At 65.7% G+C, this 11,420-nt stretch carries 12 protein-coding genes; 3 read left to right on the forward strand and 9 right to left on the reverse strand.

The window, feature by feature from the left end; all coding sequences use genetic code 11:
* A partial coding sequence (locus PMI42_RS33340) for a LysR substrate-binding domain-containing protein (protein ID WP_008143320.1) occupies window positions 1-444 on the forward strand: 444 nt, incomplete at its 5' end.
* A gap of 167 nt (window positions 445-611) precedes the next feature.
* Here PMI42_RS33340 and PMI42_RS33345 read toward each other — a convergent pair.
* From PMI42_RS33345 to PMI42_RS33385, 9 genes are all read right to left on the reverse strand, one after another.
* Window positions 612-1,985 (reverse strand): amidohydrolase family protein, encoded by a 1,374-nt coding sequence (locus PMI42_RS33345; RefSeq protein WP_008143323.1) that lies wholly within the window; start codon window positions 1,983-1,985, stop codon window positions 612-614.
* Window positions 1,982-3,565, reverse strand: a complete 1,584-nt coding sequence (locus PMI42_RS33350; RefSeq protein ID WP_008143325.1) for an ABC transporter substrate-binding protein — start codon at window positions 3,563-3,565, stop codon at window positions 1,982-1,984. Before PMI42_RS33350 ends, PMI42_RS33345 begins: the two co-directional genes overlap by 4 nt.
* A gap of 27 nt (window positions 3,566-3,592) precedes the next feature.
* Window positions 3,593-4,249, reverse strand: a complete 657-nt coding sequence (locus PMI42_RS33355; RefSeq protein WP_008143327.1) for an aspartate/glutamate racemase family protein — start codon at window positions 4,247-4,249, stop codon at window positions 3,593-3,595.
* Between the two features lie 8 nt (window positions 4,250-4,257).
* Window positions 4,258-5,142 carry a polysaccharide deacetylase family protein gene (locus PMI42_RS33360; protein ID WP_008143329.1) on the reverse strand — a complete coding sequence of 295 codons (885 nt, stop codon included), beginning with the start codon at window positions 5,140-5,142 and terminating at the stop codon, window positions 4,258-4,260.
* A complete protein-coding gene (locus tag PMI42_RS33365) occupies window positions 5,129-5,944 on the reverse strand; it encodes an ABC transporter substrate-binding protein (RefSeq protein ID WP_008143331.1) in 816 nt (271 codons plus the stop codon). Before PMI42_RS33365 ends, PMI42_RS33360 begins: the two co-directional genes overlap by 14 nt.
* Window positions 5,945-5,960: 16 nt before the next feature.
* Complete coding sequence (locus PMI42_RS33370; protein WP_008143334.1) at window positions 5,961-6,725, reverse strand: amino acid ABC transporter ATP-binding protein; 765 nt, start codon at window positions 6,723-6,725, stop codon at window positions 5,961-5,963.
* Complete coding sequence (locus tag PMI42_RS33375) at window positions 6,722-7,579, reverse strand: amino acid ABC transporter permease (protein WP_008143337.1); 858 nt, start codon at window positions 7,577-7,579, stop codon at window positions 6,722-6,724. The genes PMI42_RS33370 and PMI42_RS33375 overlap by 4 nt, the downstream gene beginning before the upstream one ends.
* Window positions 7,576-8,403, reverse strand: coding sequence for an ABC transporter substrate-binding protein (locus tag PMI42_RS33380; RefSeq protein ID WP_008143339.1), 828 nt, complete (start codon window positions 8,401-8,403; stop codon window positions 7,576-7,578). Before PMI42_RS33380 ends, PMI42_RS33375 begins: the two co-directional genes overlap by 4 nt.
* Window positions 8,404-8,472: 69 nt before the next feature.
* Complete coding sequence (locus tag PMI42_RS33385) at window positions 8,473-9,429, reverse strand: N-carbamoyl-D-amino-acid hydrolase (protein WP_008143341.1); 957 nt, start codon at window positions 9,427-9,429, stop codon at window positions 8,473-8,475.
* A 151-nt stretch (window positions 9,430-9,580) separates the two neighbouring features.
* Between PMI42_RS33385 and PMI42_RS33390 the strand changes: the two genes are divergently transcribed.
* Together PMI42_RS33390 and PMI42_RS33395 are read left to right on the forward strand one after the other, a co-directional pair.
* Window positions 9,581-10,507 carry a LysR family transcriptional regulator gene (locus PMI42_RS33390; RefSeq protein ID WP_008143343.1) on the forward strand — a complete coding sequence of 309 codons (927 nt, stop codon included), beginning with the start codon at window positions 9,581-9,583 and terminating at the stop codon, window positions 10,505-10,507.
* A gap of 31 nt (window positions 10,508-10,538) precedes the next feature.
* Window positions 10,539-11,252, forward strand: a complete 714-nt coding sequence (locus PMI42_RS33395; RefSeq protein WP_035967362.1) for a type 1 glutamine amidotransferase — start codon at window positions 10,539-10,541, stop codon at window positions 11,250-11,252.
* The last annotated feature ends 168 nt before the right edge of the window (window positions 11,253-11,420 follow it).

Here is an 11,420-nt window from a genome sequence, read left to right on the forward strand (position 1 = left end):
CGGAGCCAGCGGCTGCCGGCACCGGCCCGTGTCGCGGTGCTGCCGACCGGTCATCGTCTCGCGGAGAAGGAAGTGCTGGAGCCGCGCGATTTCGAGGGCGAGACCTTCATCTCGCTGTCGGCGGGGTCGTCGAGCCGGCACGTCGTCGACCAGGTCTTCCATCGCCACGATGTCCGCCGTGTGCTCCGGGTCGAGACCACGCTGTCGGAGATCATGTGCGGCATGGTGTCGTCAGGACTGGGAGTCGCGATCTGCGATCCCTTCACCGCGCAGGAATTTTCCACCCGCGGCGTCGTCGTGCGCCGTTTCCTGCCGCGCATCGACTTCGAATTCTCCGCGGTGTTTCCGGCGCAGCGCAGCCCCTCGCCGGTGGCGCTGGATCTGGTCGAGACCATGCGCAAGGCGCTGGCCGAATTCGACGATCTGCCCGAGGCGGCTAGTTAGGACAGTCTGACCACGCGCTCGCTGCAACCTCTCCCGCTTGCGGGGGAGGTCGGCGCGAAGCGCCGGGTGGGGGCTCTCTCCGCATCGGGAGTGTCCCCGATTGGAGAGAGCCCTCTCCTGCAAGCGGGAGTGGGAGCGCACTTTTTTCGTGGCTCCGGAAACGACGCTCAGCCGTTGAACGCGGCCTGTGCTTCCGGCAGGTCCCAGATCTTGCCGATCGCAGCGGTGCCCGCCGCGGTGATCGCCGCCTCGTCAGTGCCGAGATAGCGCCCGGCATCGACCAGCATGCGGCCGTCGACCATGACCTGATCGATATTGGCGCGGTTGGCGAGTGCGATCAGCGCGCGGCGCGGATCGAACAACGGCTGAAGATGGGGATGGGTGAGATCGACGATTGTGAGGTCGGCGGTGGCGCCGGGCTCGATCCGGCCGAGATCCGGCCGCTTGATGACGTCGGCGGCGACAGCCGTATTCGCTTCGAGCAGCTCGGGCGAATTGGCGACATCGGCGCGCGCCGAGTTGACCTTGGAGATCAGCGACGCCGCATTGAGCTCACCGAGCAGGTCCATGTTGTAGCCGTCGGTACCGACCACGGTGCGGACGCCGTGCTCGGCGAACCGGCTGAAGGCTGCGGTAATGCCGGCCCGCGCGAACACGCGCGGGCAGTTCAGCACGGTCATGCCGCGCGCGGCCATCAACTTGAGATCGTTGTCGCTGCTGAACATGCAATGCGCAGCCATCAGATCGGGCGCAAGCAGACCGAGCCAATCCAGATACTCCGCCGGCGTGCGGCCGCCATAGCGCTTGCCGATGGTCTCGACCTCGCCGCGGCTCTGCGCCATGTGCGTCGTGATGGGTACGCCGAGCTCGCGCGCTCGCGTCGCGCAGGCCTTCAGGAGATCGGGCCCGCAGGTGTCGGTCGCATGCGGGCTCATCGCGAGATTGATCCGGCCGTCGCCGCGATTGTTCCAGCGCTGGTAAAGCGCATCCCAGGTCGCCATGTCGGCGCCGCCGTCGTCGCCTGAATAGCGGACCACGCCATCGGCACCGGCCTTGGCATCGGAGGTAGAGAAGAGGTACGGCGCGCCGTAGAAGCGGATGCCCATCTCCTCCGCCGCGTCGAACATTTCGGGGATCGAGTTGCGGAACGGCTCCATCACCGTGGTGGCGCCGCCCTTCAGGAGTTGGAGAATGCCGAGCCTTGCGACGGCCAAGCGCTCTTCCACCGACAGGATTTCGGCGCCGCGCTTGGTCAGCGGCAGCAGCACCGTGTAGACGATGCTCTGGTTGTTCTTGCGGCCGTTGCCGTCCTCGCTGTGGCTGCGCGCCACGGCTTCAGAGAAGCAATGATTGTGCAGGTTCAACAGGCCCGGCAGCACGAAGCGGCCGGGCCGGTCGTAGACCTGATCCGCGCTCGGCTTGTCGCGCGTGATCGCGGCGATTGTCTTGCCCTCGACCAGAACCCAATGGTCGCGCAGCACGTCCTGCGCGCCGTCTTTCCGTGACAGCACATAGCTGCCGAAGATTGCCGTGGTGCTCATGCGGGGCGTACGTTCCAGAAGACGGCGGTGCCGTCGAGAATGCCGGTGATGGCTTTGCGATAGGCGGTCGGCTGCTTGTACAGGCCGATCGGAATATAGGGGATTTCCTCGAACGCGACCGCCTGGATTTCGCGGCAGATGCGCTGCTGCTCGGCGAGCTCCGAGGCCGCCAGCCACTGGCTGCGCAACTCGCCCATCTTCGTGCTCGCATACCAGCCGGCGACCTTACCCTCGCCGCGGATGTTGGTGTTGCCGGCAGGATTGAGCCAGTCGATGCCCTGCCAATTGCCGACGGCGGCGCTCCAGCCGCCCTGCCCGATCGGGTCCTTCTTGAGCTGCCGCTGCAACACGACGGCGAAATCGAGCCCGGCATATTCGACGTTCATGCCGGCCTTGCGTAAGCTGTCGGCAGCGATCTCGCCGAGCGGCTTTTGCGCGAGCGAGTTGGTGGGGACGAGCAGCACGATCTTCTCGCCATTGTAGCCGGCGGCTTTCAGATCGGCCTTGACCTTGTCGTAATTGCGTGGCCCGCGGAACACGTCGAGGCCGACGTCGCTCGCCATCGGCGTGCCCGGGGCGAAATAGCCGATCGGCGACACCTGGAACGCCGGATCGGTGCCGGCGACCGCCGTCATGAACGCGGACTGGTCGATCGCACCCAGCAGGGCGCGGCGGATGGCGGGATTGTCGAACGGCGGCTGCAGATGATTGAGGCGCAGCATGCAGGCGTAGCCGCGGGGATCGAGGATGCGCGTCTCGATGTCGCCGGCGGCCTTGATGATCGGCAACAGATCGTGCGGCGTGGTCTCCTGCCAATCCTGCTCGCCGGTCTGGAGCGCGGCGACGCCGGTGCCGGCGTCGGGCGTGGTGGTCCAGACCACGCGGTCGTAGTGCACGATCTTCGGCCCCGCGGTCCAATCCGGCTTGCCGTCGGTGCGGGGCTGGTAGCGATCGAATTTGGCATAGGCGTTGCGGGCACCCTGCACGCGCTCGTCGGCGAGGTAGCGGAACGGGCCGCTGCCGACGACTTCGGTCAACGGCTTGAACGGATCCTGGCTCGCCAGTCGCTCCGGCATCATGAAGCAGGGGTTGATCGCGGCCTTGCCGAGCGCCTGCGGCAGCAGCGGGAACGGGCGCTTGAGGCGGAAGCGGATGGTGCGATCGTCGGCGGCCGACAGCTCGGCGGTCGCTTCGATCAACTCGCCGCCAAAACCGTCGCGCGCCGCCCAGCGGCGGATGCTGGCGACGCAGTCGCGCGCCAGCACACGTTCGCCATCGTGCCAGAACAGGCCGTCGCGCAAGCTGAGGTCCCATTGAAGCCCGTCACCCGAGATGACATGGCCCGACAGCATCTGCGGCGAAACCTGGAGCGAGGAGCTCATGCCGTAGAGCGTGTCGTAGACCATGAAGCCATGGTTTCGCGACACCTGCGCGGTCGAATAGATGGGATCGACGAAGGCAAGGTCGATGACGGGAATGAAGCGCAAGGTGCTCTGCGCTTCGGCGCGGACGATGCCGGGCAGCGACAGCGCGGGCACTGCGGCGGCGGCCTTGAGCAGCGAGCGACGGGAGATAGGCACGACAAGAGGCTCCTGAATCGTTTCTTCTTATGTGTTCAACAAGACCGCGCCGATCGCGGCGGCCACCGCCTGTTGCGCGGGCTCGATCACGGGTACCCCGATCGCATCCGCAATCGCCGACCGGTGCGAGGCCATGCCGGCGCAACCCATCACCACGACATCCGCACGGCATTGCGTGACCAGGGCTCGGCCGGCCTCGATCAACCGTCCCCGGATATCGGCGCCTGCCGTCTCCGCCGCGCTCGCGCCGACCGACCAGCTTCCGGCGTACCGGCTGTCGATGCCCATCACCCGCGCCATGCGCTGCTGGCGGCGGATGCTCGACGGCGACAGCGCGATGATGCCGAAGCGTTCGCCGAGCATCAGGGCGCGAAAGATGCCGCATTCGGCAATGCCCATGACAGGACGGCCGCTGGCGGCTTCACGCACCGCATGCAGGCCGGGATCGCTGAAGCAGGCGAGCACGAAGGCATCCGCATTGTCGCGCGACACGCGATTGACGAGCGGCATGACCACACTATCCGCATCGCGTTGCGAGCTGATGCCGGGCGGCCCCTCGGCAAGCCCGACCACCTCGATGCCGGGCCCGCCTGGTATCCGCAGCGGCGCGACCGCGTCGTCGATCGCCGCCGTCACCGACGCCGAGGAGTTGGGGTTGATGACGAGGATGCGGCGACGGGTCATGGCAAGGCTCAACGGTTGGCCGCCTCGTGGCGCAGGAAGTTCTCCGCGATCTTTTCGCCGGTCGTGATCCAGACGTCCGGGCACGACTTTGCGTAGGTCAGAAACTCACGCAGCAGGCGCAGCCGCATCGGACGGCCGCTGCATTGCGGATGCAGCACGGTGGTCACCATCGCGCCCCAGTCTCTGGTTTCGTCGAGCTCGTCCTTCCAGATCGAGAGCACGTGCTCCTTGGGGAAGATCGAGCGCGGGCTGAAGCGCGCGGAGAGGCCGTGCATCCAGTCGTCATAGCTCGCGGTCACCGGCAGCTCGATCGTGCCGGGCTTGCCGTCGGCGAGGCGATGGCGATAGGGCCGCACGTCGTCGCGGAACGAGGACGTGTAGACGATGCCGTGCCGTACCAGCGCGACGCGCAGCTCCTCGGTGAACTCGCCATAGGGCGCGCGATAGCCGGTCGGCGTGACGCCGAGCCGGCGCTTCAGCGCCTCGAAACCGCGCTCCAGCTCCTCCTCGATCCAGGGATCGCCGGGATCGGGCAGCAGATGGTGATAGCCGTGATGGCCGATCTCATGGCCGGCCTTGAGGATGGACTCCGCCATCGCCGGATGCGCGTCGACCGACCACCCCGTGACGAAGAAGGTCGCCTTGAGATCGAGCTGATCGAGCAGCTCCAGCAGCTTTGGCGTGCCGACGCGCGCCTCGTAGCCGCCATAACTCATGGTGATGAGCCGCTGCGCATGCACCGCGTCCTTGCTGGTCCACGCGCTCTCCGCGTCGACGTCGAACGACAGGAACATCGCGGACTTGTACGGCTTCGGCCAGGGATATTCCGGCGCGGGATCGGCGGTGTTGGCCGGAACGAGCGGGATGCTCTGGAGTGCCTTACTGTCCAGCATTGATGGTCGCCTTCTCTAATCCGTTGTCATTGAGTTTCCACTTGGCGAGCAGGGTCTTGTATGTGCCGTCGGCGATCAGCGCGTCGACGGCCTCGAGAATGGCCTGCTGAAGTGCCTTTTCCTTGACCGGAAGGGCAATGCCGGTGAATTGCTGCGCGATGGGCTCGCCCACAGGCGCATAGGTGCCGGGCTCGAGGTCCATGATGTAGGGCAGCGTCTCGTTGCCCTGCACGGCGGCATCGATGCGGCCCTGCCTGAGCTGGGTGCGGGCATCGGCCGAGCCGTCGGTGCCGACGAACTGGATCGGACTGCTGCCGCAATTCTTCTCGCTCCACGCCGCGATCTGCGCCGGGAACATGGTGCGGCGGCTGGCGCCAACCTTCTTGCCACACAGCGACGCCAGGTCCTTGAACTCTGCCTTGCGCGACTGCTGCACGAAGAACTGCGGTCCGCTGCGCAGATAGTCGACAAAGGATGCGATCTCATGACGGCTGGCATAATCGGTGAAGCCGGACAGGATCGCGTCAGCCCGACCGGTCGCGATCGACGGCATGAACTCGGCAAAGCTGGTCTCCTGCCATTCGATCTTGACGCCGAGCTTCTTGCCGATGGCCTCGCCGAGATCGATGTCGAATCCGGACAGCGCATTGGTGGCGGGATCGCGGAACTCCATCGGCGGATAGTTCGGCACCAGCGCCACCTTGATGCTGCCGCGCTTGGTGATCTCCGCCGGCAGCTCGATCGCTACCGCTGAAGCACTCATGGCGCCAATAAGCGCCGCCGCAGCCAAAAGTCTCTTCATCAACACGCCCCCATTTTCAGATCACTGCCGAAAGAAATGCCTTGGTGCGCTCCTCGCGCGGCGCGCCCAACACATCGGACGCACGCCCCTGCTCGACGATCGCGCCCTGGTCCATGTAGACGACGCGGTCGGCGACCTCGCGGGCGAAGCCGAGCTCGTGCGTCACAACCATCATGGTCATGCCGCTCTTCGCCAGTTCCTTCATCACGGCGAGCACCTCGCCGACGAGTTCGGGATCGAGCGCGCTGGTCGGCTCGTCGAACAGCATCAGCATCGGCTTCATCGCGAGCGCGCGCGCGATCGCGACGCGCTGCTGCTGGCCGCCGGAAAGCTGTGCGGGATAGGAGTTGGCCTTGGCCGCGAGCCCGACGCGGCGGAGCAGCTCGATCGCTTCGCCGCGCACCTCATCGGCTTTGCGTCCCTGCACCTGGGTCGGGCCTTCGGTGATGTTCTCCAGCGCGGTCTTGTGCGGAAACAGGTTGAAGCGCTGGAACACCATGCCGGTCTTCAATCGCTGCCGTCCGATCTCGCGCTCGCTGAGGCGATGGAGCTTTCCGCCGTGCTCACGCACGCCCAAAAGTTCGCCGTCGAGCCAGATGCCGCCGGCATCGATCATGGCAAGCTGGTTGATGCAGCGGAGCAGCGTGGTCTTGCCTGAGCCAGAGGCGCCGATCAGGCACATCACCTCGCCGGGCCAGACGTCGAGCGAGACGCTCTTGAGAGCCTGGAACTCTCCAAAATTCTTGCTGACGGAGCGGATCGCGACGAGAGGTTTTGTCATCGCGCGAGCCGCAATGTGCCGCGTGCGAAACGGCGTTCGAGCAACATCTGGAGCGGGGTCAGGATCGAGACGACGAGCAGATACCAGAGCCCGGCGACGATCAGGAGCTCGATGACGCGGGAATTGGCGTAGTAGATGTTCTCGGCGTTGTGCAGCAGTTCCGGATACTGGATCACGCTGGCCAGCGAGGTCGCCTTGACCATGCCGATGAATTCGTTGCCGAGCGGCGGGATCACGACGCGCATCGCCTGCGGCAGCACGATCCGCCGCAGCGCGCGCAGCCGTCCCATGCCGATCGCCTGCGCCGCCTCATATTGTCCGATGTCGACCGACAGCATGCCGGCGCGCATCACTTCCGACGTATAGGCGCCCTGGTTGATGCCGAGCCCAAGCAGCGCGGCGAGGAACGGCGTCATGACGTCGACGGCGCGCGCGCTCCACAGGCCGGGAATGCCGATGGTCGGAAACACCAGTGCGAGATTGAACCACAGCAGGAGTTGAAGGATCAGCGGCGTGCCCCGGAAAAACCAGGTGTAGCCGGCCGCGACGGTCTTCAGCACCGGATTGGGCGACAACCGCATGACCGCCACGACGATGCCGAGAAAGATGCCAAGCAGCATCGCCAGCACCGCCATCACCATGGTGTTGGCGATGCCTTCGAGGATGACCTTCACGGTCAGGAAGCGGCTGACATAGGACCATTCGATCTGGCCGTTCGCAAACGCGCGCGCGATCACAGCCAGCACGAGGATGATCAGGGCCGCGCTGAGCCAGCGAAACCAGTGCGGCTCGCGCGCGATCCGCATCCCCGACAGGTCGGGGAAACCCTCCGCGAGTGCCGGCGCCGGCTTCATTGCGGCGCCGCGTTCAGCATGGGCTGGGCGACCGCGTTGGCGCCGAGGCCCCATTTGTCGAGGATCGCCTTGTACGAGCCGTCGGCGATCATAGCGGTGAGCTTCTCGGTCACGACCTCGCGAAGGGCCGCATCATCCTTGCGGAACATGATGCCTTGATATCCCCTCGCGAAAGCCTCGCCGACGATACGGTATTTGCCGGGCTCCTGGCTTTGCGCATAGGGCAACGTCTCGCTGCCCTGCACGGCCGCATCGATGCGGCCCTGCTTGAGCTGGTTGCGGACGTCGATCGAGTTTTCGCCTGGTACGTACTGGATCGCCGGCTTGCCGGCCGTTTCGCAATTCTGCTTGCTCCACTTCTCGATCTCGACCGGGAAGCTGGTGCTGCGGGTGGTGCCGACCTTTTTGCCGCAAAGATCGGTCGCGGCCTTGGCCTCGCTGTCCGCCATCACGAAGAACTGCGGGCCGGTCGCAAGATAATCGACGAAATCGGCGGTCTCACGCCGCGAGGCACGGTCGGAGATGCCGGAGATGATGAAATCGGCGCGCTTGGTCTGGAGTGACGGGATCAGCTCGGCGAACGGTGTCTCGCTCCAGACGATCTTGAGGCCGCCGAGGCGCTTGGCGAGCTCGCCCGCAAGATCGATATCGAGCCCGACCAGTTCGTTGGTCGCGGGATCGCGATATTCCATCGGCGCGTAGGTGGAATTGACAGTGAGCTTCAGCGCACCCGCCTGCTTGATCTCTGCCGGCAGTTCGGCGGCTTGCGCGGAGGCGATTGCGGCCAGCGCGGCAAGACCGAGAGAAAGCGAGAGGCGTGTCATGTCAGCTCCAATCTTTTCCTTTGTCGATGTCTTCCTTTTGACGGCGCTTGCCAGCGCCGTGCCACCTGGCTAGTCGGCGTCGAGAACGGCCGGCTCGATGACACCGGCACGCTCAGTGATCACCCTGTATTGCTCCGGCCGCCGGTGGGCGGCGAAGTTGAACATCTTGTCCTTGCCCTGGCGGCAGAGGTCGAGATCGATGTCGGCGACGATCACCTCGTCGGCAAGCGTCTGCGCCTGTGCGACGATACGGCCGTTGGGATCGACGATGCAGGATCCGCCGATCAGGCCGGAGCCGTCCTCCTCGCCCGCCTTCGCCACCGAGATCGCCCAGGTCGCGTTCATGTAGGCATTGGCCTGCGTCACCAGCGTCGAATGGAAGGTGCGGAGCGCGCCGTCTTCCGTCGTGCCGCCATTGGGATCGTAGGCGGCCGAATTGTAGCCGATGCAGACGAGTTCAACGCCTTGCAGGCCGAGCACGCGCCAGGATTCCGGCCAGCGGCGATCGTTGCAGATCATCATGCCCATGATTGCATGGGCCCAGGCCGAGCCCGCGCGGAAGGCGGGGAAGCCGAGGTCGCCATATTCGAAATAGCGCTTCTCGAGTTGCTGGTAGCGCGCGCCCGGGCGCGGCTCGACCGAGCCCGGCAGATGCACCTTGCGATAGCGGCCGAGAATCTCGCCGTCGCGATCGACCAGGACGGCGCAATTGTAGCGGCGGCCGTCCGGCGTCAGTTCGGCATAGCCGACATAGAAGCCGACGCGGAGCGCACGTGCGCGGTCAAACAATTTTGCCACCGCCGGGTTCGGCATGCCGCGCTCGAAATAATGGTCGAGCGCATCGCCTTCGAGCAGCCAGCGCGGAAAGAAGGTGGTGAAGGCAAGCTCGGGAAACACCACGAGGCTGGCGCCGTGGCCGGCGGCCTCTTCGAGCAACGCGATCATCCGCGCAAGCGTATGCTCACGCGTATCGGCTTTTTGCGTCGGCCCCATTTGAGCTGCCGCGGCGCGAAGGACACGAACCAAGATTGCCTCCAATCTGTGCGCAATGCTGCCTCAATGGGCGAATGAACCCTTTGATCCAGCATGCAAATCCGTGACCATTAGGCGCAGGGAGGGCTGCAAAAGCAATTCATCGTGCTATGATCTTTCGGCCCTGAGTATAATCGGCAGTGATATGAACCTGCGTCAGCTCGAGATCCTGCGTGCCGTCATCCGCCACCGCACCACAGTGGCGGCGGCCGACGAACTGGCGCTGTCGCAGCCCGCGGTCAGCAATGCGCTGAAGACGATGGAGACGCAGGCGGGCTTTGCGCTGTTCGAGCGCGTCAACAACCGGCTGTTTCCGACTGCAGAAGCGATGGCGCTCTACAAGGAGAGCGAGGCGATCTTCGCGCTGCACGCAAAACTCGAGAGCCGCGTGCGCGACCTGCGCGAGAACCGCTCCGGGCATCTCGCGCTCGTCGCGACGCCGCCGCTCGCCTACAGCATCATTCCCTCAGCGCTATCCGGCTTCCTGCGTCGCCGCCCGGAGACGCGTGTGTTCTTCGACGTGCGGCGCTACGAGGGCATCATCGAGGGCGTGCTCAGCCGCGTCGCAGAGCTCGGCTTCGCGCTCGGGCTGACCCATCATCCCGGCATCGCGCATGAGGTGGTGCACACCGGCGAGATGGTCTGCGTGCTGCCGCCGCAGCATCCGCTCGCTGGCAAGCCGGTGATTTCGGCCGCCGATCTGTCCGGCCTGCCCTTCATCGGGCTCGAGCGCGGCACTCGGCTGGGTGAGGCCGTGCGCGACAGTTTTGCCCGTGCCGGCGCGCCGTTCCGGCCGACCGTCGAGGTGCGCTATTGCAACACGGCCTGCGTGCTCGCCGCCGCCGGCGTCGGCGCCGCGGTGGTCGATCCGTTCTCGCCGCGGCAGAACGGCGGCAGCGGCCTCGTGGTGCGGCCGTTCGCGCCGACGACGCACGCAGTGGCCTATATGCTATGGTCGGAAGCCGAGCCGCTGTCGCGCCTGGCCAAGGCGTTTCTCAACGAGGTCCGGAAAGAGAGCACGCTGCTGGAGCGCCCAGCGCCACACCAGCAACATGGGGCAGAAAGCGACTGAGCTTCGCAACATTTTTACCTTTGGGGGGCAGATGGCACGCATCACCATCATCGAGACCGGACAGGTCCCGCAAAAATATCGCGAGCAGTACGGCTCGTTTCCCGACATGTTCGAGCGCATGGTCCGCGCCGAGGATCCGACGGCCACGGTCGACGTGGTCAGCATTCCGAATGGCGACGCGCTTCCCGATCCGGGCAAGCTCGAGGCCGTGCTGATTACCGGCGCCGCCGCCGGCGTCTATGACGGGCTCGACTGGATCGCCCCGCTGGAAGATTTCGTGCGCACGGCCTACGCCAACAAGACGCCGATGGTCGGAATCTGCTTCGGCCACCAGCTGATCGCGCAAGCGCTCGGCGGCACCGTGCAGAAGTCGGAGAAGGGCTGGGGCATCGGCCGGCACGTCTATCAGGTGCTGCCGGAGAACGGCGTCGTCGACGGCGAAGCGGTCGCGATCGCCGCCTCGCATCAGGACCAGGTGATCGAGCCGCCCAGCGATGCGCTGACGATCCTTTCGTCCGAATTCACCCCGCATGCCGGCCTGCTCTACGCCAACGGCGCGACGCTGACCGTGCAGCCGCACCCGGAATTCGACGTGCAGTTCGCTCAAGTGTGCTGCGAGCTGCGCGACGGCAAGGCGCCGGAGGATGTCGTGGCCACGGCGCGGGATTCGCTCGCGCAGCCGCTGGACAGTGCGAAGCTGGGCGGGGCGATCACGCGGTTTCTGGCGCGGCGCTCGGCCCTCTAATTCAAAGTACGCCGCGGACGATTCTTCCCTTCTCCCCTTGCGGGAGAAGGTGGCGCGAAGCGCCGGATGAGGGGTATCTCTCCACGAGCGAGATGCTCACGAGCTGAGAGCGCCCCCTCACCCGTCTCGCCGCTACGCGGCGAGCCACCCTCTCCCGCAAGGGGAGAG

The organism is Bradyrhizobium sp. YR681, from assembly GCF_000282615.1.
In the GTDB taxonomy this organism is placed as follows: Bacteria; Pseudomonadota; Alphaproteobacteria; order Rhizobiales; family Xanthobacteraceae; genus Bradyrhizobium.

Coding starts and splice junctions, on each gene's coding strand:
- PMI42_RS33375 (WP_008143337.1), bottom strand. CDS start 7,579: ATGAAGCCGGCGCCGGCACTCGCGGAGGGTTTCCCCGACCTGTCGGGG.
- PMI42_RS33395 (WP_035967362.1), top strand. CDS start 10,539: ATGGCACGCATCACCATCATCGAGACCGGACAGGTCCCGCAAAAATAT.
- PMI42_RS33370 (WP_008143334.1), bottom strand. CDS start 6,725: ATGACAAAACCTCTCGTCGCGATCCGCTCCGTCAGCAAGAATTTTGGA.
- PMI42_RS33360 (WP_008143329.1), bottom strand. CDS start 5,142: ATGCTGGACAGTAAGGCACTCCAGAGCATCCCGCTCGTTCCGGCCAAC.
- PMI42_RS33380 (WP_008143339.1), bottom strand. CDS start 8,403: ATGACACGCCTCTCGCTTTCTCTCGGTCTTGCCGCGCTGGCCGCAATC.
- PMI42_RS33365 (WP_008143331.1), bottom strand. CDS start 5,944: ATGAAGAGACTTTTGGCTGCGGCGGCGCTTATTGGCGCCATGAGTGCT.
- PMI42_RS33345 (WP_008143323.1), bottom strand. CDS start 1,985: ATGAGCACCACGGCAATCTTCGGCAGCTATGTGCTGTCACGGAAAGAC.
- PMI42_RS33355 (WP_008143327.1), bottom strand. CDS start 4,249: ATGACCCGTCGCCGCATCCTCGTCATCAACCCCAACTCCTCGGCGTCG.
- PMI42_RS33390 (WP_008143343.1), top strand. CDS start 9,581: ATGAACCTGCGTCAGCTCGAGATCCTGCGTGCCGTCATCCGCCACCGC.